The sequence below is a fragment of the Dechloromonas aromatica RCB genome (assembly GCF_000012425.1).
This window is the reverse complement of the sequence record NC_007298.1, coordinates 209,893-231,806: the sequence shown is the minus strand read 5'-3', so window position 1 is coordinate 231,806 and position 21,914 is coordinate 209,893. Positions and strand designations below refer to the sequence as shown.

The window sequence follows — 21,914 nt, the reverse complement described above, 5'->3', positions numbered from 1 at the left end:
CAAAAAAAGGGCCGGCATCGCCGGCCCTTCATCAATCGATTACGTCGCATCAATCAAAACGCATCTTGTCTGAAATGACTCGCGGCGTAATGAACACCAACAACTCGCGGCGTTTGCCAATATCATTTTTATACTTGAATAGCCAGCCAAAGAACGGGATGTCACCCAACAGAGGCACTTTTTCAACCGAGTTCTGCGTATCTGTAATGAACACACCACCGATGACAACGGTACCACCATTCTCAACTACAACGTTGGTTTCAACCACTGAACTCTTGATTGGAGGATTGGCATAACCGTTCAGCACGACAGCCTTGGTCCAGTCAGCCTCCTCTTTCTTGACAACCAAGTTCATCCGCACAGTCCCCTCCGGGGTAATCTGCGGAGTCACTTCCAAAGAAAGCTTTGCCGGCTTGAAGCTAACGGTTGCAGTGGTGGTACCACCACTGCTCTGGGTCGTTACGTAGGGAATTTCCGTCCCGTCCTCAATCTTAGCCTTGACGTTGTTCGCAGTAATCACTCGCGGACTAGAAACAATCTTGCCCAAGCCGTCAGACTCAAGCGCCGCAAGTTCAAGGTTTAGAATGCGTGAGAACGATGCGGTGAATAAAGATAATGCAAGCGACCCTCCTGTCGACGGGGAGGGCAGATTGACCCCCACCATCGGGGTCGATGTCGATTGCCCAGCAGTTGTTGAACTACCGCCAGCAACATTAATTCCACTTCCTGCTGGCTGAACCGCTTGCTTATTAAGGAATCCAAACTTTCCACCAAGAGCACGATTAAAGCTATCTTGCGCTTCCACCACTCGGGCTTCGATCAAGACCTGACGAGCACCGGTATCGATCGCAGCAATGAATGAACGGATTTCTTCCAGCTTTGATGGAATATCGTTAATGAAAATAATGTTGGATTGAGGATCGGCCACGGCACTGCCACGTTTGCTCAGAATCCTTTGTGCTGCAACATTTGTCCCTGGCGCCGGAGCTGCAGCAGCTCCCGCAGCGCCCAGTGGCGGCAAGCCAGCCAGCAAACGCGCAACATCAGCCGCCTTCTGGTAATTCAACTGAAACTGCTCGAGTTTGAGCGGCTCCAACTCGCTTATCTGCTGCTTCGATTCAAACTCAAGCTTTTCGCGAGTGGCTATCTCATCGCGCGGGGCAATCATGATGATGTTGCCCTTCTTCCGCATGTCCAACCCTTTTTGCTGGAAGATGATGTCAATTACCTGATCCGCAGGAACATCCTTCAACACCAAGGTCGTGGTTCCAGTAACAGTTTCACTGATTACCGCGTTAAGCCCTAGTTCCTCTGCCATCAGGCGCAACAGGGCACGGACATCACCATTTTGATAGTTGATACTAACTCTGGGACCTTGGTAGCCAATCTTTGAGCCCTGTACCAGCTTATTGGGATCCTCAACGACTCGTTTCACTTCAACGATGAATTGGTTGTCGCTTTGATAGGCATTGTGCTCCCACAAACCCATCGGCGTAATGACCATCCGTACATTATCGCCAAAGGCCTTGGTCTCAACGCTGGTCACCGGAGTAGCGAAATCTGTGACGTCCAGTTTCCGACGCAAACGATCAGGAACCGTGGTTTTCATAAAGTCGACGATCAGGTTCGATCCTTGTTGTCGAATATCGATACCTGTCCCTGTATCACTTAGATCGACTACTATCCGGCCCTCCCCGCCCTTACCACGACGAAACACGACATCATTGACCGCGTGCTTGCCACCAACCAAGCTTTCTTCCGCAAATCGAGTGGTACGTTGGGCGGACGATTCAGCCAAGCGCTCAATCGGAGTAAGCGTCACATAGAGCGCTTTTCCATCCAGACGAGTCTTGTAATTCATGTTCCGGACGAGGTTAAGGACCACACGCGTGCGGTCACCTACCTGAACGACGTTCATGCTACGCAGATCACCTTGGTTAAAAGCCTGACTATTTTTACCCAAGCCGTTTGCAGTCGACTGAAAATCCAAGGCAATTTTCGCTGGATTGGCAACACTAAACCCTGGCGGAGGGGAAGCAAGTGCTTCTTTCAAGTCAATTCGAAGTGCTATTTCATTACCCTGTTGCGCAACATTAACCGCCTCGATCGCATTTGACGGCAATGTTTCCGCGCGAGCAGAAGACACTACAGCAAGGCAGGTTAAGGCAGCAGCCATCGCATAGTTAATAAATTTCATTTCTTGCTTCCCTCCTTGCTCTGCAGGTAGAGAGAACTCTTGCGTTCAGTCCAATCCCCTGCAGAATCCTGAATCAATTCGCGCAATTGCACTTCCGTATCGGAAATCTGCGTCACCATACCGAAATCAAGCCCCATATAGTCCCCAACCTTTACTTGCTTGACCTTATCTTCAACTTGTATCACCGCCATTGGGTGCTTATTGACATTCATGTAGCCAATCATTTTCAAGGACTCGACCGGATATTTCTCAAGTAGGCTGTTACGCACTTCGCGCGCTTCAAAATCAGGCTGGAAAGCGCCACCTTTTCCAGCCACCTGTTTGTACTTGGATTCCGGCTCAATCTTGCTGGGTTTAAATGGGTCAAGCGTTCCCTCCACATCGTAGGGAACGGGCTCATAGGGCTTCACCTCAGGCAGCTTGGGGATATTGCCCCGCATATCCTTGGAGTTTTCTGCCATCCATTGCTTCAAATCTTCATGGTCTGCCCCGGAGCATGCCCCGAGGATGCCACACAGGGCGATGAGCAATATCCGTTTCACTTCTTCGCTCCTTGCTCGGCCTTCTTCTGCTGCTCGGCTTTTTTCTGCTTGGCGATTTCTTCGTCGTCCAGATAGCGGAATGTCTTGGTTGTAGCATCAAGGGAGAGTTGACCGCCGTCTTTGGCCGAGGTAATCGAGATATTGTTCAATGTAACGATGCGAGGCAGCTTCGCAATATCAGCAGCAAACGCCCCGAAATCGTGATAACCGCCATTGATTTTCACGGTAATCGGCAACTCGGCATAAAAATCCTTGACCTGCTCCTGGCCCGGTTTAAACAGCTCAAACTGCAGACCACGACCCAAACCAGCTTGATTGACCTCAATCAACAACGCCTCAATCTCTGACTTATCCGGCAACTGCTTCAACAAGGCGCCAAATGATCGGTCTATTTCTGCCAACTGCTGGACATAAAGATCCAGATTTACGGCTTGACGCTTCTTATCCAGAAACTGCTGTTTCAAAGATTGTTCTTCTCGCTCTTTGGAGTCCAATTCAGTCAATTGGTCGTTCCAGACAAACCACCATCCAGCCAGAAGAATTGCCGCAAACAAGCCAACAAGCGCAGTTGCTTTAGGAATCAGCGGCCATGAACCTGGATCATTCGGATTAATGAAGCGGAAATCATCAGCTATTGATTGAAAATCAAATTTTGGGAGGGATATGGATTTGGCGTTCATTTTTTACCCTTCCCTTCGTCAGGCTTCACTCGGGTCAAGATGAAATTCATCCCAAACTCATAAACCCTGCGTCCATTGACGACCACGGCCTTGCTTTCGACCAGTTGGGGCTGCTCCAGCCACGGGGAGGCTTCCAGATTGCGCATCAGCGCTGAAATCCGGGCATTCGACTGGGCATTACCAGTGATATTGATTTTCAGGCCATCCTGCTTGACTGCTTTGAGATAAATCCCCTCTGGAACCTGCTTGACGAGTTCACTGAGAAGATAAACAGTCTCACCGCGATCACGTTGCAAGTTTTCAATAACCTGCTTACGAGACAACAACGCCTGCGTCTGTTCCTTGAGTCGCTTGATCTGATCCAGCTGCTTGTCGAGAACCGCTATTTCCTTCTTGAGAAAGTCATTTGCGCTCTCTTGATTAGTGATCGCACCACCAATCAGGGTGTAGCCCGCAAATACGATCAGAGCCCCCAAGACCGAAACCAATCCGACCAATACAAAAAACTGTTCGCGCCGAGCTTTTTTCGCCTCTTCGCGATGAGGCAGAAGATTGATGCGAATCATGATGGATCAAACCTCCGCAAAGCCAAGCCACAGGCCACCATCAAGGATGATGCATCAGCCAAAAGGCTCTTCGCTCGCACACGATCGGAGAGCACCATGTTGGCAAACGGATTGGCAATAAGGGTATTGACCTGCGTACGGGTAGCGACGACTTCGTCAATCCCGGGGATCACCGCACATCCCCCAGCAAGGACAATGTGGTCGACTTGATTGTATTGGGTCGAAGTAAAGAAGAACTGCAAGGCGCGCGAGACTTCAAGCGCCAAATTCTCCATAAACGGGTTCAACAACTCCACCTCGTAACCTTCCGGCAGGTTTCCCGCTCTTTTGGCCGCCTCGGCGTCTTCAAAGCTCATTCCGTAGTGACGCGCAATATCTTGTGTTAATTGACCGCCGCCAAAAGCTTGTTCGCGAGCATATACCTGCTGGCCATTTCTAAGCACAGTCAAGTTCATCACATTGGCGCCGGCATCGATCATGGCCACAACCTGATTTTTACCGGAATCCGGCAATTGACGCTCAATCAGCTCAAATGCGGCCAGCACGGCAAAAGACTCGACATCCACGACGAGCGCCTTGAGGCCAGCTGCATCGGCAACTGCGACACGATCCTCGACACGTTCTTTTTTCGACGCAGCAATCAAAACCTCAAGCTCATCCGGCACAGCTGGCGCCGGCCCGATTACTTGATAATCCAAGTTCACTTCATCGATCGAAAACGGAATGTACTGATTAGCCTCCGTTTCGACCTGAGCCTCAAGCTCGTCGTCCCTCAAACCTGCCGGAACGATGATTTTCTTGGTGATAACCGCAGAACCTGGCAAAGCCATGGCGACATTACGTGTCGACGTACCCATGCGCTTCCACGCACGCTTTACGCAATCGACAACGCCATCCAAGTTGGCGATATTGCCATCGGACACCGCATCCTTCGGCAACACCTCAATGGTGTAGCGCTCAACGCGATAGCCGTCTTTCCCATTTGCGGTCAGCTCAACCATTTTTACGGCGGACGAACTTATGTCCAACCCGAACAAGGGACGCGCCTTGGGATTTAACAACGCTGAGATATCGAAGCCCACCAGACCCCCAAAAAGTCCTTACAGATTACTAAGTTACGAAAATAACCAATAATTCACTTCAGATGCTAACAACAACCTATAGGCATGTAAAGCAATTTCACGAGCGAAAAATTGCCCGGCGTATAATCTGCGCAACTTCAATTTCACCTCCCCGCTCCCCGTGCCTTCAACCCACTCAGCGCTGCGTCTGATCCTTTACCCTGTCATTTTTCTGCTCGGACTTCTGGCCATCGGAATAGCGATAGCATTGATTGTCCTCGTTCTGGCCTACCCGAACCTCCCCTCGCTTGAGGTGCTGACCGACTATCGCCCAAAGATACCTTTACGCGTGTATACCGCTGACGGCTTCCTGATTGGCGAATACGGCGAAGAGCGTCGCGCCGTGGTTGCGATCAAGGACGTTCCGCCGATCATGAAGCAGGCCATTCTCGCCGCTGAAGACGATCGCTTCTATCAACACGGCGGTATCGACTACACCGGGATACTGCGTGCGGCGGGAGCCAACCTGATTGGCGGCGGAAAACGCCAAGGCGCATCGACTATCACTCAACAAGTTGCCAGGAACTTCTTTCTGACCGGAGAGAAAACCTACACGCGCAAACTTTATGAGGCTCTTCTCTCTTTCAAGATAGAAAGCAATCTGACGAAAGACCAGATTTTCGAGTTATACATCAATCAGATATTCCTCGGCCAGCGCGCCTATGGATTTGCTGCGGCCGCCCAGATTTATTTCGGCAAGCCGCTAAAAGACATCTCGATTGCCGAAGCCGCCATGCTGGCCGGCCTGCCAAAAGCACCATCGGCCTACAACCCGGTCGTGAACCCGACTCGCGCCAAGCAACGCCAACAGTACGTACTGCGCCGTATGCATGAATTGGGGCATATCTCGGATACCCAATATGCCGCAGCCCTGAAGGAACCTCTGATCGTCAAGCGCGAACTGGCTGGCTATGCCGTTCATGCCGAGTATGTGGCCGAAATGGCGCGCCAGATCACCGCCGAACGCTTTCCGGAAGAAGTTTATTCACGCGGCATGAAGGTTTATACGACACTGATCAAGGCCGAACAGGAAGCCGCCTATATCAGCCTGCGCAAAGGCGTCATGGACTATGACCGACGGCATGGTTATCGAGGCGCCGAATCCTATCTGGACATGAAGGACATCAAGTCCGATCAGGACGAAGCTATCGACGAAGCCCTTCAGGACATTCCCGATACCGGCGATCTTATTCCGGCTTTGGTCCTGTCGGCAGATCCAAAACAGATCAAGGTCTACCGCAAGGGTGGCGAAGTGGTGACGCTGACCGGTGATGCCATGAAATTTGCGGCCAAGATGCTCGACGACAAGGCACCGCCAAACAAACGCCTGAAGCGCAGCGCCATCGTTCGCCTGCAGAAGGACGACAAGGGCAACTGGCAGATCAGCCAACTGCCAGAGGTTGAATCCGCATTTGTCGCGGTAGACCCGAAGGACGGCGCCATTCGCGCCTTGGTTGGCGGTTTCGATTTCAATCGCAACAAGTTCAACCATGTCACGCAGGCCTGGCGGCAACCGGGTTCCAGCTTTAAACCATTCATCTACTCCGCATCGCTGGAAAAAGGTTTCAGCCCGAACAGCGTGATCGCCGACGAACCAATCGTCATTCCGGCCAGCCAGACCGGCACCCAGGCTTGGGAGCCGCACAACTACGATGGCAAGTATGAAGGCCCGATGAAGATGCGTACCGCGCTGGCCAAGTCCAAGAACATGGTATCGATCCGCATTCTGCAGGCTATCGGGACGCAATATGCTCAGGACTACGCCGGGCGCTTCGGTTTTGATCCCGCCAAGCACCCGCCTTACCTGACCATGGCCCTCGGCGCCGGTTCGGTCACCCCGTGGCAAATGGTTACCGCGTACTCCGTGTTCGCCAACGGTGGTTTCAAGGTCAGCCCATTCGTCGTCCGCGAAATTCGTGACGAACGCGAGCAGATATTGGCCCACTCTGCGGAGATCGAAGCCGGCAGTGACAATATCCGGGTCATCGACCCGCGCAACGCCTTCATGATGGACACCATGTTGCGCGACGTCGCCATCTACGGCACGGCGGCCAAGGCATCGGCAATCCTGAAACGTCAGGATCTGGCCGGGAAGACGGGTACGACAAACGAGTATGTCGACGCCTGGTTCTGCGGCTACCAAATGACGGTTGCCGGCTGTGCCTGGATTGGCTTCGACCAACCGAGAAAACTGGGCGACAAGGAAACCGGTGGCGCGGCCGCACTGCCGATCTGGATTGGCTACATGGCCCGTGCCCTGAAGGATGTACCGATGCAGGTGCCGCAAGCACCGGAAGGCCTCATCGCCTATGGCGAAGGTCGTGACCGGAGCTATATCTATGCCGAGAATGCCGCCAAGGAACGTACGCCTGAAGAAGAAAGCCAGGATGCGACGCCTCTGCCCAAACCGGACCTGAGTACGCCACCCAGCGACTAATCAGCGCAGAACGATAGCCTCGCCAGCCTGCTGACTGGCGAGCGTCGATAATTTTTCCATCAATTCGGCGTTATCGCGAGTATCGCGCCAACTGGCACCATCCCAGCGGAAATGGAAGCCACCGGCGCGGGCAGCCACCCAGATTTCCTTGGCAATGCTGTGGCGATTGACGATGATCTTGCTGCGATCTGCAAACTCGATTTCCAGCACGCCACCCGGCGCCAATTCGAAATCGAGATCGGCATCGCAAGCCTCAAGAGCTGCATCGATCCGGGCTAATGCCTGTTCGGCCAATGCGTTGAATTCGCTGTCATCCATCGTGTGCTACCATCCCGTTCTTCGCTGACAGCGCCCCAAACATGTCCAGAATCGCTGCCTTACTGATCATCCTGAGCCTCACTGCCTGCGGCATGAAAGGCCAACTAGAACGGCCTTCCGGCCCGGCGCCGGAACCGCTGCTCGGCAGCGGAAAAACAACGCCCAAGGATGTTAGCACGACCACCAGCCCCAAAGCCCAATGACCCACTTTGCCCTGAATAACGGCGTCCTGCACGCCGAATCCGTTGCCCTGCCCGCTATCGCCGACCAGTTCGGCACTCCGGCCTACGTTTACTCCCGCGCTGCGCTGGAAGCTTCGTTGCGCGAATTCCACGATGTCCTCGGCGGCCACGTCGCCGGCCAGGGAGCCTTGGTTTGCTATGCAGTTAAAGCCAATTCCAATTTAGCCATCCTGAACGTTTTCGCCCGCCTTGGCGCTGGTTTCGATATTGTCTCCGGCGGCGAACTGCAGCGCGTGCTGGCTGCTGGTGCCGATCCGAAGAAGGTCGTTTTCTCCGGCGTCGGCAAGACGGCTGATGAAATGAAGCTGGCACTGGACGTCGGCATTTTTTGCTTCAATGTCGAATCTGCCGCCGAACTGGAACGGCTGAATGAGGTCGCCAGCCAGTGCGGCAAGAAGGCGCCGATCAGTCTGCGCGTCAATCCAAACGTCGATCCGAAAACCCACCCCTACATTTCGACGGGTCTCAAGGGTGCCAAGTTCGGCGTGGCCTACGACAATGCGCTAGACTTGTACCGCCGCGCTGCTGCGCTACCGAGCATAGAAGTCACTGGCATCGACTGCCATATCGGCTCGCAATTGCTCGACCCGTCGCCTTTCGTCGAAGCGCTCGATCGCATTCTGGCCCTGGTCGATCAGATGGCTGCCGAAGGCATCCACATTCATCACCTCGACCTCGGCGGCGGCCTTGGCATCAAGTACAACGCCGAACAGGCGCAACCAACTGTCGCCTCCTACCTGACGCCGCTGCTCGACAAGCTCGCCGGTCGCGGCCTGCAGGTCGTTCTCGAACCGGGTCGCCGGCTGGTTGGTAATGCTGGCCTGCTGCTCACCCGCATCGAATACCTCAAGCAGGGCGAGGCCAAGAATTTTGCCATCATCGACGCCGCCATGAACGACCTGATGCGCCCTGCGCTCTATGAAGCGTGGCACGACATCAATCCGGTAGTGCCACGCTCAGGTGTGGCCACGGAGTACGACGTCGTTGGTCCGGTCTGCGAAACCGGCGATTTTCTCGGCCAGGCCCGCCCGCTGGTGGTTGAAGCAGGGGATTTGCTGGCTGTGATGTCAGCCGGCGCTTATGGCATGGCCATGGCCTCGAACTACAACACCCGGCCACGGGCGGTTGAAGTGATGGTCGATGGCGACAAGATTCACGTCATCCGCCAGCGTGAAACCGTCGAACAGCTGTACGCCGGTGAGTCCATCCTGCCGCAGTGAACGGTTTGCGCGTCGATAAATGGCTGTGGGCAGCGCGATTCTTCAAGACGCGCTCCCTGGCCAGCGATGCCGTCAGTGGCGGCAAGGTGAAGGTCAATGGCGCTACGATCAAACCAGCCCGCGACATCAAGATCGGTGACCGACTCAACATCATTAACAGTGAAACGCGCTGGGAAGTGACCGTCCAAGCCCCGTCGGACAAGCGCGGCCCGGCACCGGAAGCCCGCCTGCTCTACGAGGAAACACCCGAAAGCATCGCTGCCCGTGAAGCCGCGAGAGATAGCCGACAGTTCGTGCAAGATCCAGCAGCGGACATCCACGGCCGACCGACCAAGCGCGACCGCCGCCAGCTTGGCCGCTTCAGCGGCTCATAACACCCAGACCAGCGCCAGCGGAAGGTAGACCAGCGCCGCCAAATTGCCGATCAGCACAATCGAGGCAACGCGTTGCGGCTCCTGCTTGTAGCGCTCGGCAAACAGGAAATTCAGCACCGCCGGAGGCAGAGCACCGAAGACGAACAGCATCGCCGCATCTCGGCCCTGCAAGCCAAGCAGTTGAATGACACCTGCGGCGATCAGCATGCCGGCCAGTGGCCGTAGCACAGCACTGCCGACCGCCACCTTCCATTCGCTGAAATTCACATCCGTCATCCGCACGCCGAGTGAAAAGAGCAACAGCGGCACCGACACGTCGCCAAGCATCTTGATCGCGATAACCAATGGCGTCCAGATGGGAATTTTGACCAGCGCCACGGTCAAACCGGCGATGGCGGCGAAAAGCACGGGGATACGCCACAGCGTCAACAGCCGCGTCTTTGGGTCAAGCAGACGGGCACCGAAGGAGAAATGCAGCGTGTTTTCAACCATGAACAGGATCACCGCTGCCGGCAGAGCGCTTTCGCCCCAAGCCAAAACGGCGAGCGGCAGGCCGATGTTGCCAGAGTTATTGAACAGCATGGGCGGAACCAGCGTTCTCGGCTGGATGCCAGCCAGGCGGGCAATTGGCCAGGCAAGCAGCCCACAGGCGGCAAGGACCAGAAAACCGCCCACTGCCAGCGGGGCGTAGGCGGCCAGATCGAAGGACTTGCCGGCCATCGCGGCAAAGACCAGGGCCGGCACGAAGACATCCATGTTCAGCCGGTTGGCGACAGCCATCTCCGGCTTGTGCTTGCGTCCATAGAAATAGCCGGCCGCCACGATCCCGAAAATGGGGAACAGGATGGCCAACAGGCGAAAACTCAGGCTTTGGTCTTCCAATCAGAACCCCGGGGAATGGTCTGCAACGTGGCAGACATTGTGCGTGGCTGGCCGATCAGGGCGCAATAGGGAAAGTCCCTGAGGCCTGCTGGCCAGCCGTACTTTTACAGAACGTAACGCGACAGGTCTTCGTCGGCAGCCAGTTCGCCCAGCTTGGTATTGACGTAGGCTGCATCGATCAGAACCTTGTCGAGGCCTACCTTGCCTGCATCGAAGGACACCTCTTCAAGCAGCTTTTCCATGACCGTATGCAGACGACGGGCACCGATGTTCTCGGTTTTTTCATTCACCTGGAAGGCGATTTCAGCGAGACGCCGGATACCGTCCTCAACAAACTCAAGCTGGACTCCCTCCGTCTCGAGCAGCGCCTGGTATTGACGCGTCAGACAGGCATCAGTCTGCGTCAGGATGCACTCAAAATCGGCTACTGACAGCGAATCCAGCTCGACCCGAATCGGAAAGCGGCCCTGCAGTTCGGGAATCAGGTCGGACGGTTTGGATAGGTGGAAGGCACCGGAGGCAATAAACAGGATGTGGTCGGTCTTGATCATCCCGTACTTGGTCGACACCGTCGTCCCTTCGACCAGCGGCAGCAAGTCGCGCTGCACGCCTTGGCGCGAAACATCGGCGCCGTGCATCTCGGAGCGACTGGCGATCTTGTCCAGCTCGTCGAGAAAAACGATGCCGTTCTGCTCGACCGCCTTGACCGCCTCCTGCTTGACGTCGTCATCATTGACCAACTTGGCAGCTTCCTCGTCGGTCAGCAGCTTTAATGCCTCCTTGATCGACAGCTTGCGTGACTTTTTCTTGCCGCCGCCGACGCTTTGAAACATGCCCTGGATCTGCTGGGTCAGCTCTTCCATCCCCGGCGGGGCAAATATCTCGGCCTGGAGACTTGGCGCAGCCACTTCAATGTCAACTTCCTTGTCGTCCAGTTCGCCTTCGCGCAGTTTTTTGCGGAATTTCTGGCGCGTCGTGTTTTCCGCTGCGGTCGACTCGGAATTCTCGGCAAAAAAGTTTGGACCGCGCACCGTTGGCAGCAACACATCGAGAATGCGCTCCTCGGCCGCGTCTTCGGCCCGAGCACGCATTGCCTTCATGGCCCGTTCGCGATGCGATTTGATGGCCATTTCGACCAAATCGCGGATGATCGTCTCGACGTCACGACCGACGTAGCCGACTTCGGTAAACTTGGTCGCCTCGATCTTGATGAACGGCGCATTGGCCAGACGGGCCAGGCGGCGAGCAATCTCGGTCTTGCCGACACCTGTCGGGCCGATCATCAGGATATTCTTCGGCGTAATTTCCTGGCGCAAGGGCTCGGCCACTTGCGAACGGCGCCAACGATTACGCAAGGCAATGGCAACAGCCTTCTTGGCATTTTTCTGGCCGACGATGTGCTTGTCGAGTTCGGAAACGATTTCCTGCGGCGTCATCGTCGTCATTCCAGCACCTCCAGCGTGAAATTACGGTTGGTGTAAATGCAGATGTCGCCAGCGATTTCCAGTGATTTGGTAACGATGTCGCGCGGCGCCAACTCGGTATTTTCCAGCAAGGCACGCGCCGCACTCTGGGCATAGGAACCGCCAGAGCCGATGGCGACGATACCCTGCTCGGGCTCCAGCACATCACCGTTGCCGGTAATGATCAGCGATACCTCGCGATCAGCCACCGAAAGCATTGCCTCCAGCCGGCGCAGGGCGCGGTCAGAACGCCAGTCCTTGGCCAGTTCGACGGCTGAGCGCAGCAGGTTGCCCTGATGTTTATCCAGCTTGGCCTCGAAACGCTCGAACAGCGTGAAGGCATCGGCCGTGCCGCCGGCAAAACCGGCCAGGATGCGGCCGTTGTAGAGGCGACGCACCTTTCTGGCGGTGGCCTTGATGACGATATTGCCCAGCGTGACCTGTCCGTCGCCGCCCATGGCAACGGAATTGCCCCGGCGCACCGACAAGATCGTCGTGCCGTGATATTGCTCCATGATTTTTCCTGAATTAAGACTTGGGAACGACGATGCGTGCCTGTTTATTGAGTCCAACCACAGCCATTAGTTCGGCGACGAGGTGATTCGGGCTGCGGATGATGATGTCCCGCCCGGCCGCCTTGTAGGGCGCAAGACGGTTAACCAGTTGCCCGGCCGACACGAAGTCCAGCCGACTGACGCCGGAAAAATCCAGGATCGGTTGCTCGTGGGCTTCGATGACCTGGCCCAGATCTTCAAAACGACATCCCTTCAGGTCGCCGCTCAGATAATGGGCATCGTCACTCGTTTTCGGCGTCATGGCTGAAGCCTGGACGCTAGGCGCCAAGGGCTCCCAGGAGGGCGGCGACAACTCGAAGGTGATCGCGTAATCGACTGCTCTTTCCTCAAATTTATCCTGGGTGCCGTGTCGCTGCAGCAACTCGAGCAAAAGCCGCCACGCCGACTCATGCTCAGCAACGCCAGCCACCAGCCGGTCATTCAAGCGGTCCATAAAGGCCTCGGGACCAAGCAGTGTTACCGCCAGTCGCATCTTGCGAGCCCGGCTCAACAGATCAGCCAGTTCGCTGGCGATCTCATCATCACAACCGATCAACTTGCCACAATCAACCGTAGCCGCTTCTTTCTGCCCGATGATCTTGGCCAACTCGGTAACCGGCAAAGCGCCTTCCGTGGTCAATACGCCCTGCAGAAATACCTTGCGCGGCCCGACACTACCGGTGGGCTGTTGCGCAATCGAAGATTTCTGGCACCAGGTTGGTGGCGATGTCTCACAAGCCTCAGCATAGTCCGCCCCCAGTTTTTCGAATGCTGCCCGGTCGCCGCTGATCTGCAGCAGGTCGAACAAAAGCAGCCAGAATCGCTTGCCCTCGGTGCCATGATAAGAGCGGACAAAGGTCTCAAGTAGCGAACGTGCAGCCCCCTCCTGGCCATTGGCATAGAGCACGACCACCTGCTCGACACAGGCTTGCAGTGGGTCGACATCTTGGTCGACATCGATCCCCATCACGCTGGAGTCGGTAAAGTCGCGGTCAAAATCGTCAAAGCTGAAATCTGTCTCTTCTACCGGCGGCTTGATCTGGCTGGACGAAAGATTCGCAGTCTCCACTGCAGCCTTGGGCTTTGCAGCGACGCCAGCAGCAGGCGCTGATGATTTACCCGAGGTAAATTCCAGATCAGGCAATGGTTGCGGAAGCGGCCTAGGCGCCTCACCGACAACAGGCTTGGGCAGATCGGGCTCAGGTAGCGGTTCCGCCACGCGTGGACGCGCGGCCGGACGCTCCGGCATCTTGTTAGGCTGCTTCTTGAAAAACGAAAAGACCATGACAACTCCGCATGCAGAATGCGAGTTTTAGCACGGCGCCTGCGTTCATGCAACGACCAACCCAACAGCGACCAGCAGAATTGCCAGCACCGGACCGAACGGTTGATCCAGCCCAAGCGCCAGCAAGAAAGCGCCGACGTAGCCCAGAACGCCAAGAACCAAGGCCCAGCGCAGGCCGGAATACCAATTTCCGGCCCGCCGAAAGGCCAGCCACGGCGGAATGAAAACCAGGGCAAAGGCTCCCATCACCCCCAGACTCATCGTCGCCAGCGCCAGGCTCAAGGCGGCAAGAAGATCGAAGCCGATCTGCGTCGGCCATGCCTTCAGCCCTCGGATGCGAAACAGGTCCGGATAGGTGTGCGCCAGCAGCAGGTGGCGAGACAACAGGCGAAGAATGATCATGGCCACCGGAACACCGGCCGCGACGAGCCAAAGTTCATCTGGACCTGCGAAATAGAGCTGCCCGTCAAATAATGCATGGCCAAGACGCTCCGCCATCGGCTGGTTGGCCGCCATCAGCACGGCCACGGCCCAGCCGCCGAGCAACAGCATTGCGTAGCTGGCCCCGCCGACCAGACGGCGGGCAAACAAGCGTTTGCCCGCCCCGGCCAGACCTGCTGCGCTGATGCCGCCAATAACAGGCGGCAGACCACCGACCAGTGCCAGCAAGGCGCCTGCTGCCGCGACGTGCGAATAGGCCAGTGCCGCCAGCCACTCGTCACGCAACCTGAGGTAGCAACCGAGCAGCGGCAGCAAAACGGCCAGGCCCAAACCGGTCAGAAACGGGATCAGAAAAAGCTCATTCCCCATCACACGCCTCCAGAACGACGACACGGTCACAGGCAGCTTCAACAAAAGCCGCATCGTGACTGACCACGATGATGCCCGTTCCGCCTTTCGAACGCTCGTGCAGATGCGCCGTCAGGTGCCGGACACCAGCGGCATCGAGATTGTTGGTCGGTTCATCGAGCAGGATCAGATCGGCCGGCGCCTGCAGGACCGCCCATAGCGCCAAATAGTGCCGCTGGCCGCCGGACAGGCGGTCCAGCCGGATGTCGATGCGCTCGGCTAGCCAAGGGGGCAAGCCTTTCGGGCTGGCGCCGGTCAGCGCCAACAGTTCGCGACCGGACAGCGGCAGGCCGTCGACCGGCGGCACATCCTGCGTCTGCAAGGCCAGGCGCAACCCCGGTTGCAGTTGGATGCGGCCGGAAAAAATCCGGGCCCGCCCGGCCAGGGCGGCGAGCAAGGTGCTCTTTCCGACGCCGTTGGGACCGGTCAGGCCAACAATTTCACCAGCCGCCAGTGACAGATCGATGGCTTGGGTCGCCGGCTTTTGCCAGCCAGCGACGAGCGCTTCAGTCCGCAGCATTTCAGCGTATCCCCTTGAGCAAACGCTGGATCGTGTCATCGTACAGTCCGAACAGATCCTTGGCCTCCGGCGTCCCGCCCACGGTATAAGGCAGCAGCACCGCGGGAATCCCCGTTTTGCCGGCAATCCACTGACTCGGCCCTTCCTGCTGATAGGCACCCCGCAGCACCATCCTGGCGGGAACAGTTTGCTGACGGGTCAGAAGGCCTGTCAAATGGCCACTGGTCGGCTCAATACCGGGCTTCGGCTCGAGCGAGCCAATTTCCTTCAAGCCCAGCCAATTATCGAGATAGACGAAGGATTGGTGATGCACCAGTACCGGCAGTCCTCTGAGCGGCGCCGCCTCTTTTTCCCAACGGGCGATGGCCACCTGCCACTTGCTAGCAAAGGCCTTGAAAGTCGCCTGATAGCTGGCCGCATTGGCCGCATCCAGTTCGGCCATGCGTGCCGTCAGCGCTTCGCCAACCTTCAGCACATTGCGCGGATCAAGGTGAATATGCGGGTTGCCTGCCGCATGGATATCGCCGTGGGAGCGATCCAGCGTGGTTGGCACATCCAATCGATTGACGAAGGCGGAGGCCTCGAAATATCCAGGCCGGCCGGTCTGAATGGCCGAATTCCCGGAGTCACGCAGGACCAAGGGCAACCAGCCGATTTCCAGATCGGCCCCGGCCGCGATAACCAGCTGTGCCTGCCGTGCCTGAGCGAGCAACGACGGCTTGGCCTCGATGCGATGCGGATCCTGGAAGGCGTTGGTGGCGGTATAGACGCGCACCTTGTCGCCCCCAATCTCCTTGGCCAGGGCGCCCCACTCCGGCACCGTCGCGAAGATATTGAGATTGGCCCAGGCTGGCAGCGAGGCCAGCGTCAGCAGCACCGTTGAAATGATCTTGTTCATCGTCTGCTCCTAGAACTTGTGGGCGCCGTGAGCCCCCAGGCTCATGACGTACTGCAAGGTCAACTGATGGTCGGTAATGCCCGGCATCGACTTGTCCTGCGCCAACTGCAGGCGAACGCGCGAAAACTCGCTCCAACTGTAATCGATCATCGCCGTCGCCTTCTTCGGACGATAGTTGTCGATCACCAGATTGGCGGCATTGGCACCGAAATCGCGGACACCACTGTCGAGCTGCTCATAGCGCAAGCCCGCCCGCCAGTTGGCCATCAACTGATAGACGCCCTGCATGTACCAGCCGGACTGTCGGGTTCGGTAACTGCTGTCTGCCGGCATGCCGCACAGGCTGGTCGCATCGTCCGAGCTACAACTCAGATTCCCCTTTTCCTCGCGCACAAAATACTCGCTCTGGAACTTGAAACTCTGCTGCGTCGAATTGCCATTCGGCGCCCACTTCCAGACGAAATCAGCCAGCCAGGTCGTCGAATCGCCAGCAAACCTGCCCTGCGCCGCCACTCCACCAAGATCAACAAAATCCGCACTACGCTCGCTGGCTCTCGTTTTCAGCCAGGATGCCCCAAGTCGCCAGCTGTTGGAAAAACCGACATCGTCGCCGACATGGACATACAGTGCGCCCCCCCCCGCCCCGTTACGATTGCGGTCGGTTCCGGGAAAGTTGGCGCCACGCCCGACTTCGCCACCCAGTTCAACAAATAGCGGCGTCGGCGCCAGCCATTTCAACTGCACACCATCCTGAGCATAGCTGTCACCGAACATGGCCTGATACATCAATGGCGCATCGGAAAAGTCACGAGCATGCGGATGCTGTTCGTTGAGGTAGCCAATACCCGAACGGAAGCGGCCAATTTTCAGGCCGACGCCTTGGCCAATGGCCAGCGACTGGAACCACGCCTCTTCGATATTGGCCTGACCATCGGCCATGGCGACAATCGCCTGACCACGCCAGTAGGGATCGATATTGGCCGCCAGCACCAGCTCGGTTTCATCGACGGAGAAACCTCGGTTATTAAGGCCCTCCCCGCCGGCCGAAACGAACCCGCCGATGACGCGCCCCGGAATATCCTTCATGTTCCGGTACTGCCCCTGCAGGATCAAAGATACCTCGGGATTGAAACCATTGGCAGCGGCCGATGGCGACGAGCTGGCGACCGGCGCGGAGGCTACTTGCTGCGGCTCTTGCCGTGACTTCGTCTCGGCCTGGGCCAGTTTCTGCTCGAGCGCGGCAATACGCTGCTCGTAGGTTTTTTTCATCTCATCGATCTGACTGCGGATGGCAGCAAGGTCGGCATCGGTGGCGGCCTGAACGCCGCACGAGGCGGCCAGCAAGGCCGCCATGGCAAATGATTTTTGCATGGAATTTCCCTGAAAATGCGTAGAAATCGACCATCAGCATGAACGCGGCGGTCGACCGTCAAATACGGCAAATTTCAGAGAAGAGGTGGACCGCGCTGCGTTGCGAGCGGTGCCGGGAAAGCGCTGCGGCCATGAGCCGACAAGGCTTCCGGAACAGACTGGACAGCCACCACCGGCGGCAAAGCCACCAGCGATGGCAGCGCTGCGCCAAGATCATGTGCCGCCAGGCAAAGCTGGCAGGCATGGGTCGGCAAGCCTTTCTCGTCGCCAGCCGCATGCTCGACCGCATGCGCCCCCGTCGCCAGCTGGGCGAAGAAGAGGATGGCAACGAGAAGGAAGTGACGCAACTGAAGCATCTGTTCAGTCTATCAGGGCTGCATTACGTTCAGATGGCAAAGATACTGGCTCAGTCTACCTGGACCAGCAGGCCCTTCAAATACTCGCCTTCCGGAAAGTTCAGTGCCACCGGATGGTCGGCAGCACCCGACAGCCGACGCACGATGCGCGCACTGCGTTCCGCGTCCAGCGCCGAATCGGCAATGATTTTCTGGAACATTTCCAGGCCAACACCGCCCGAACACGAATAGGTCATCAGCAGACCACCCGGCTTAAGCAGACGGCAACCGAGAATATTGATGTCCTTGTAGGCCTTGGCTGCCCGATCGGCATGAGCGGCAGAAGGTGCGAACTTGGGCGGATCGAGCACGATCAGGTCGAACAACTTGCCGGCCTTGCGGAAATCGCGCAGCGCCTGGAATACATCAGCCTCTTGCCATTCGGCACGATCTGCCGGCAGTTGTGGATTGAGCGCCAGATTGGCCTTGGCCTGCGCCAACGCCGGACCGGAGGAGTCAATCGACAATACACTCTTCGCGCCGCCAGCCATGGCCTGCAGGGAAAAACCGCCGGTGTAGCAGAAGCAGTTCAGGACATCCTTGCCGGCCGACAATTGGCCGAGCAAAGCGCGGTTCTCGCGCTGGTCGAGATAGAAACCGGTCTTGTGCCCACCGGCGATATCAATCGCCAGACGAACGCCGTTCTCATCAATCGACAACGGCGTTGCCGGCGCCTCGCCGTGCAGCCAGCCAGTCGTCGGACCGAGTCCTTCCAATCCGCGAACATCGGAATCTGAACGCTCATAGACCCGAGCACAACCAGTCGCCTTGACCAGCCCTGCAACGATGGCATTGCGCCACTTGTCGGCACCGGCCGAAGTCAGCTGAATGACCACCGTATCGCCATACTGATCGGCAATGACCCCCGGCAAACCATCCGACTCAGCATGAATCAGGCGCAGCCCCTGCTGACCACGGAGCTCCGGCAGGGCCTGGCGAAGCGCCACGGCAGCAGCGATGCGGCGCTTGAAAAAGGCGTCATCGATCGACTCTTCGGCATCGAAGGTCCAGAACCTGGCGCGAATCTGCGATTTAGGACTGTAGGCAGCCCGCCCCAGCGGACGCAGATTGTCGGCCAGGACCTCGACGGTATCGCCCGGCCGGGCCCGACCCTCCAGACGACCGACCGAACCGGCGAACAACCAGGGGTGATGCTTGAAAGCAGAACGCTCCTTGCCCGGAAGCAGAATCAGCTGAGCCATGTTTTTCCCGATCTATAAAGCAAGAAGCCCCGGTCACCTTGCGGCAACCGGGGCTCAGAATACTGGCGAAAACTTAAGCGCCCAGAGCCTTGCGGTTACGCTGATGGCACTCGGCAGCGTACATGACCTTGAACATGGTCTTGCCGGTGCTCTTGAACAGACGCTTGGTGGACTTGGAAACGCAGCGGCGCTCCAGGGACGAACGGCGATTACGGTTGATGGCCATGAATAACTCCTTGATTCCGGCTATTTTTCGAAACCGCCAATCATAGAGGCTGGTAGGAGAATCGTCAACGAAGCCTTGATTTTTCGCCAATTTCGACGGCCAGTCGTTCAGACCATGGCGCATCTGCCAATATTGGATTACTTGCTCTTCGCCCTTGGGTGAGCTGCGTCGTAAACCTTCGCCAGATGCTGGAAATCAAGATGCGTATAGACCTGCGTTGATGCGATGCTGGCATGTCCGAGCATCTCCTGCACCGCCCGCAAGTCACCCGACGATTGCAGGACATGCGAGGCGAAGGAATGCCGCAGCATATGGGGATGCACGTGCGTCGGCAAACCCAGCAGCACAGCTCGGCGCGCCAGTCGGGCCTCGACCATGCGCGGGCTGATGCGCCCCCCCCGCTGGCCGACGAACAAGGCCTTTTCCTCGGGCTTAGCCAGCTCATTTCGCACTGCCGCCCATGCGGCAAGCGCTTCCCGCGCCTTGCTGCCAACCGGCACCAAGCGCAACTTGTTGCGCTTGCCCAATACACGAACCTCACTTTCGTGGGCAATGTCGTCCAGTGCCTCGCAATCAAGGGCAACCAGTTCGGCCAGGCGCAAACCTGATGAATAGAATAGTTCGAACATCGCCAGGTCGCGGGCCGCCTGGACGGGATCATCGTCGTCGACAGGCATCAGCAGGCGTGAGGTTTCGTCGACCGACAAGGCCTTGGGCAGCATCCGGGGCGATTTGGGCGGGCGGATACCGTCGCAGGGATTGGCCTTCACCATGCCCCGCTCGCCCAACCAGTGAAAGAAACCACGCCAGGCCGACAAGGCCCGCGCCAAAGAACGACCGGCCAGCCCCTGACCATGCAGTTGCGCGACGAAGCGGCGGAGGTGATGCACCTGCAGGCTGGCGAGCGGTATATCTCCCGCTGCTGCCAGCAGCTTCTGCAGATCACGCCGATAGTTGGAAACGGTGTGCGCCGATAGGCGTCGCTGGTCCGAAAGTTCGGCCAGCCACGTGTCGACGGCAAGCACCGGGGTCACAGCACGCTCTTGGTCACCCGGGCCAGCGCGGCAGAAACCATTTCGCCAAGACGCTCAAGATAGAGCGTACCCATATCGGCGTAGAAACGCTGCGCGTCCTCGCTGCCCAGCGCGATCATGCCGATCGTGCCACCGCCATTGCGCAACGCGATCAAGGCCTGCGAACGAATATGCGAGGCATGCTCGCCAAACCAGGAAGCCGTACCGAAGCCGGCGGTCGAACCACAATAAGGCCGGGCCAGCGTTTCGGCAAAAACCTGCAACTCTTCGCTGACTGCCGCAAATTCCGGCAAGCCTTCGATTTCTTCCGGCTTGTCCCACAGGCGCAGTGCCACATGCGGCACGGAGAAGTCATCGCGCAGATGGAAGTTGAGCAGATGGATCACGGCCTGGAAGGTTTCAGCGGCAATCAGCGCCACCGAAAGACGGTGCACCTTCTCGCTGATCTGGTCGTTTTCTTCGCCAAAGGCGATCAACTCGGCCAGCTTGCTTTCGGTGCTCCGGTTTTTTTCGCGCAACGTCAGCATCTGGCGTTCGGCCAGCGACACGGCGCGACCACCGTGCGGGTGCGGCACGAAAATCTGCGCCATCAAGTCCGCGTACTGCTCGAAGAAACTCGGATTGTTCTTCAGATACTCCGCGATTTCCTCGGGGAACATGGCGCTCATAATTCGATTTCTCCAGTAAATACCGTCACTGCCGGGCCGGTCATCAGCACCGGCCGCTCGTCGCCACCCCAGGCAATCGTCAGATCGCCGCCACGGGTGGTCACCCGCACCGGCGAATCGAGCAACCCGCGACGAATGCCGGCCACCACGGCCGCACAGGCGCCCGTGCCACAAGCCATCGTTTCGCCCGAACCTCGTTCGTAAACACGCAGCTTGATGGCATGCCGGTCGACAATCTGCATGAAGCCAGCGTTGACCCGCAGCGGGAAGCGCGGATGCTTTTCGATCAATGGCCCGTGCTCACCGACCGGTGCCGTATCGACACTATCCACCACCTGCACGGCGTGCGGATTACCCATCGAGACGACACTGGTTTCCAGCGTTTCGTCGGCGACGTCAAGCAGGTGAATGATCACGTCGTCTTCGGCCAGGAAGGGAATTTCAGCCGGTAAAAACCGGGGAATGCCCATGTCGACCGTGACATTGCCATCGCCTTCAAGGCGCGGCGAAATGATGCCTCGCATCGTCTCGACGCGAATCTCGCGTTTGTCGGTCAGGCCTTCGTCATGAACAAAGCGGACGAAACAGCGAGCCCCGTTGCCACATTGCTCGACCTCTCCGCCATCGGCGTTGAAAATCCGATAGCGAAAATCGATCCCCGGCTGGCTCGCCTTTTCGACCAGCAGAATCTGGTCACAGCCGACGCCAAAGTGACGATCGGCCAGGTAGCACAACTGTTCCGGGGACAGGGAAACCGACTGGCGAACACCGTCAAGGACAACGAAATCGTTGCCCAGACCGTGCATCTTGGAGAATTTGAGTTTCACGCACTGCTCCGCTGAATGGTTAGGAAAAGCATAGCAGAGACAG

General features: G+C 57.5%; 24 protein-coding genes. 4 read left to right on the top strand and 20 right to left on the bottom strand.

The genetic code is table 11. The annotated features are described in order from the left end of the window. Positions 1-49 precede the first annotated feature (49 nt). The 5 genes from DARO_RS01150 to DARO_RS01130 are packed head-to-tail and all read right to left on the bottom strand — an operon-like array spanning position 50 to position 5,067. Positions 50-2,197: a type IV pilus secretin family protein gene (locus DARO_RS01150; protein ID WP_011285983.1), complete on the bottom strand. Its 2,148-nt coding sequence runs from the start codon at positions 2,195-2,197 to the stop codon at positions 50-52. After that, positions 2,194-2,739 (bottom strand): pilus assembly protein PilP, encoded by a 546-nt coding sequence (locus DARO_RS01145; RefSeq protein WP_011285982.1) that lies wholly within the window; start codon positions 2,737-2,739, stop codon positions 2,194-2,196. The genes DARO_RS01150 and DARO_RS01145 overlap by 4 nt, the downstream gene beginning before the upstream one ends. Further along, positions 2,736-3,419, bottom strand: a complete 684-nt coding sequence (locus tag DARO_RS01140; protein WP_011285981.1) for a type IV pilus inner membrane component PilO — start codon at positions 3,417-3,419, stop codon at positions 2,736-2,738. The genes DARO_RS01145 and DARO_RS01140 overlap by 4 nt, the downstream gene beginning before the upstream one ends. Next, positions 3,416-3,985 (bottom strand): PilN domain-containing protein, encoded by a 570-nt coding sequence (locus DARO_RS01135; protein WP_011285980.1) that lies wholly within the window; start codon positions 3,983-3,985, stop codon positions 3,416-3,418. Before DARO_RS01135 ends, DARO_RS01140 begins: the two co-directional genes overlap by 4 nt. Next, positions 3,982-5,067 carry a pilus assembly protein PilM gene (locus DARO_RS01130; RefSeq protein WP_011285979.1) on the bottom strand — a complete coding sequence of 362 codons (1,086 nt, stop codon included), beginning with the start codon at positions 5,065-5,067 and terminating at the stop codon, positions 3,982-3,984. Before DARO_RS01130 ends, DARO_RS01135 begins: the two co-directional genes overlap by 4 nt. A gap of 160 nt (positions 5,068-5,227) precedes the next feature. Here DARO_RS01130 and DARO_RS01125 point away from each other — a divergent pair, with 160 nt between their 5' ends. Next, entirely contained in the window at positions 5,228-7,543 is a 2,316-nt protein-coding gene (locus DARO_RS01125; RefSeq protein ID WP_011285978.1) for a PBP1A family penicillin-binding protein, read from the top strand. On the opposite strand, the gene cyaY is transcribed toward DARO_RS01125, so the two are convergent. Continuing rightward, positions 7,544-7,861: an iron donor protein CyaY gene (cyaY, locus tag DARO_RS01120; protein WP_011285977.1), complete on the bottom strand. Its 318-nt coding sequence runs from the start codon at positions 7,859-7,861 to the stop codon at positions 7,544-7,546. A 41-nt stretch (positions 7,862-7,902) separates the two neighbouring features. On the opposite strand from cyaY, the gene lptM reads away from it, so the two are divergent. From lptM to DARO_RS01110, 3 genes are read left to right on the top strand one after another with little or no spacing between them, the layout of a single operon-like run. Further along, on the top strand, positions 7,903-8,064 hold the full coding sequence (lptM, locus tag DARO_RS22700) for an LPS translocon maturation chaperone LptM (RefSeq protein ID WP_157037118.1): 162 nt from the start codon (positions 7,903-7,905) through the stop codon (positions 8,062-8,064). Next, complete coding sequence (lysA, locus tag DARO_RS01115; RefSeq protein ID WP_011285976.1) at positions 8,061-9,323, top strand: diaminopimelate decarboxylase; 1,263 nt, start codon at positions 8,061-8,063, stop codon at positions 9,321-9,323. The genes lptM and lysA overlap by 4 nt, the downstream gene beginning before the upstream one ends. Positions 9,324-9,328: 5 nt before the next feature. Then, positions 9,329-9,697 carry an RNA-binding S4 domain-containing protein gene (locus DARO_RS01110; protein WP_011285975.1) on the top strand — a complete coding sequence of 123 codons (369 nt, stop codon included), beginning with the start codon at positions 9,329-9,331 and terminating at the stop codon, positions 9,695-9,697. Here the strand turns inward: DARO_RS01110 and DARO_RS01105 are convergent. The 14 genes from DARO_RS01105 to dapF form a co-directional block, all read right to left on the bottom strand. Continuing rightward, entirely contained in the window at positions 9,692-10,579 is an 888-nt protein-coding gene (locus DARO_RS01105; protein ID WP_011285974.1) for an AEC family transporter, read from the bottom strand. The genes DARO_RS01110 and DARO_RS01105 overlap by 6 nt on opposite strands. A gap of 104 nt (positions 10,580-10,683) precedes the next feature. Next, positions 10,684-12,024, bottom strand: a complete 1,341-nt coding sequence (hslU, locus tag DARO_RS01100) for an ATP-dependent protease ATPase subunit HslU (RefSeq protein WP_011285973.1) — start codon at positions 12,022-12,024, stop codon at positions 10,684-10,686. Beyond that, positions 12,021-12,557 carry an ATP-dependent protease subunit HslV gene (gene hslV / locus DARO_RS01095; protein ID WP_011285972.1) on the bottom strand — a complete coding sequence of 179 codons (537 nt, stop codon included), beginning with the start codon at positions 12,555-12,557 and terminating at the stop codon, positions 12,021-12,023. Before hslV ends, hslU begins: the two co-directional genes overlap by 4 nt. Positions 12,558-12,570: 13 nt before the next feature. Then, the gene (locus DARO_RS01090) at positions 12,571-13,881 is read right to left on the bottom strand and encodes a hypothetical protein (protein ID WP_011285971.1); all 1,311 of its coding nucleotides are present in this window, start codon (positions 13,879-13,881) and stop codon (positions 12,571-12,573) included. A 45-nt stretch (positions 13,882-13,926) separates the two neighbouring features. Further along, positions 13,927-14,691 carry a metal ABC transporter permease gene (locus DARO_RS01080; RefSeq protein WP_011285970.1) on the bottom strand — a complete coding sequence of 255 codons (765 nt, stop codon included), beginning with the start codon at positions 14,689-14,691 and terminating at the stop codon, positions 13,927-13,929. After that, positions 14,681-15,250: an ATP-binding cassette domain-containing protein gene (locus DARO_RS01075; protein ID WP_011285969.1), complete on the bottom strand. Its 570-nt coding sequence runs from the start codon at positions 15,248-15,250 to the stop codon at positions 14,681-14,683. The genes DARO_RS01080 and DARO_RS01075 overlap by 11 nt, the downstream gene beginning before the upstream one ends. A gap of 1 nt (position 15,251) precedes the next feature. Continuing rightward, on the bottom strand, positions 15,252-16,148 hold the full coding sequence (locus DARO_RS01070) for a metal ABC transporter solute-binding protein, Zn/Mn family (RefSeq protein WP_011285968.1): 897 nt from the start codon (positions 16,146-16,148) through the stop codon (positions 15,252-15,254). Between the two features lie 9 nt (positions 16,149-16,157). Further along, entirely contained in the window at positions 16,158-17,519 is a 1,362-nt protein-coding gene (locus DARO_RS01065) for a carbohydrate porin (protein ID WP_011285967.1), read from the bottom strand. 74 nt (positions 17,520-17,593) lie between these two features. Then, positions 17,594-17,875, bottom strand: coding sequence for a hypothetical protein (locus DARO_RS01060; protein ID WP_011285966.1), 282 nt, complete (start codon positions 17,873-17,875; stop codon positions 17,594-17,596). 50 nt (positions 17,876-17,925) lie between these two features. Then, positions 17,926-19,116: a class I SAM-dependent rRNA methyltransferase gene (locus DARO_RS01055; RefSeq protein WP_011285965.1), complete on the bottom strand. Its 1,191-nt coding sequence runs from the start codon at positions 19,114-19,116 to the stop codon at positions 17,926-17,928. Between the two features lie 73 nt (positions 19,117-19,189). Next, the gene (locus tag DARO_RS22985; RefSeq protein WP_198134085.1) at positions 19,190-19,342 is read right to left on the bottom strand and encodes a hypothetical protein; all 153 of its coding nucleotides are present in this window, start codon (positions 19,340-19,342) and stop codon (positions 19,190-19,192) included. A gap of 137 nt (positions 19,343-19,479) precedes the next feature. Then, entirely contained in the window at positions 19,480-20,367 is an 888-nt protein-coding gene (gene xerC, locus DARO_RS01045; protein ID WP_011285963.1) for a tyrosine recombinase XerC, read from the bottom strand. A 5-nt stretch (positions 20,368-20,372) separates the two neighbouring features. Next, positions 20,373-21,044: a DUF484 family protein gene (locus DARO_RS01040; protein WP_011285962.1), complete on the bottom strand. Its 672-nt coding sequence runs from the start codon at positions 21,042-21,044 to the stop codon at positions 20,373-20,375. After that, positions 21,041-21,871, bottom strand: coding sequence for a diaminopimelate epimerase (gene dapF, locus DARO_RS01035; protein WP_011285961.1), 831 nt, complete (start codon positions 21,869-21,871; stop codon positions 21,041-21,043). Before dapF ends, DARO_RS01040 begins: the two co-directional genes overlap by 4 nt. Between the last annotated feature and the right edge of the window lie 43 nt (positions 21,872-21,914).

Excerpts from the sequence above, each read along its gene's own strand:
- DARO_RS01070 (WP_011285968.1), bottom strand. The coding sequence starts at position 16,148 with ATGAACAAGATCATTTCAACGGTGCTGCTGACGCTGGCCTCGCTGCCA.
- DARO_RS01090 (WP_011285971.1), bottom strand. The coding sequence starts at position 13,881 with ATGGTCTTTTCGTTTTTCAAGAAGCAGCCTAACAAGATGCCGGAGCGT.
- DARO_RS01075 (WP_011285969.1), bottom strand. The coding sequence starts at position 15,250 with ATGCTGCGGACTGAAGCGCTCGTCGCTGGCTGGCAAAAGCCGGCGACC.
- DARO_RS01135 (WP_011285980.1), bottom strand. The coding sequence starts at position 3,985 with ATGATTCGCATCAATCTTCTGCCTCATCGCGAAGAGGCGAAAAAAGCT.
- DARO_RS01060 (WP_011285966.1), bottom strand. The coding sequence starts at position 17,875 with ATGCTTCAGTTGCGTCACTTCCTTCTCGTTGCCATCCTCTTCTTCGCC.
- lysA (WP_011285976.1), top strand. The coding sequence starts at position 8,061 with ATGACCCACTTTGCCCTGAATAACGGCGTCCTGCACGCCGAATCCGTT.
- DARO_RS01055 (WP_011285965.1), bottom strand. The coding sequence starts at position 19,116 with ATGGCTCAGCTGATTCTGCTTCCGGGCAAGGAGCGTTCTGCTTTCAAG.
- lptM (WP_157037118.1), top strand. The coding sequence starts at position 7,903 with ATGTCCAGAATCGCTGCCTTACTGATCATCCTGAGCCTCACTGCCTGC.
- hslV (WP_011285972.1), bottom strand. The coding sequence starts at position 12,557 with ATGGAGCAATATCACGGCACGACGATCTTGTCGGTGCGCCGGGGCAAT.
- DARO_RS01150 (WP_011285983.1), bottom strand. The coding sequence starts at position 2,197 with ATGAAATTTATTAACTATGCGATGGCTGCTGCCTTAACCTGCCTTGCT.
- DARO_RS22985 (WP_198134085.1), bottom strand. The coding sequence starts at position 19,342 with ATGGCCATCAACCGTAATCGCCGTTCGTCCCTGGAGCGCCGCTGCGTT.
- DARO_RS01065 (WP_011285967.1), bottom strand. The coding sequence starts at position 17,519 with ATGCAAAAATCATTTGCCATGGCGGCCTTGCTGGCCGCCTCGTGCGGC.
- DARO_RS01040 (WP_011285962.1), bottom strand. The coding sequence starts at position 21,044 with ATGAGCGCCATGTTCCCCGAGGAAATCGCGGAGTATCTGAAGAACAAT.
- cyaY (WP_011285977.1), bottom strand. The coding sequence starts at position 7,861 with ATGGATGACAGCGAATTCAACGCATTGGCCGAACAGGCATTAGCCCGG.
- DARO_RS01140 (WP_011285981.1), bottom strand. The coding sequence starts at position 3,419 with ATGAACGCCAAATCCATATCCCTCCCAAAATTTGATTTTCAATCAATA.
- hslU (WP_011285973.1), bottom strand. The coding sequence starts at position 12,024 with ATGACGACGATGACGCCGCAGGAAATCGTTTCCGAACTCGACAAGCAC.
- DARO_RS01080 (WP_011285970.1), bottom strand. The coding sequence starts at position 14,691 with ATGGGGAATGAGCTTTTTCTGATCCCGTTTCTGACCGGTTTGGGCCTG.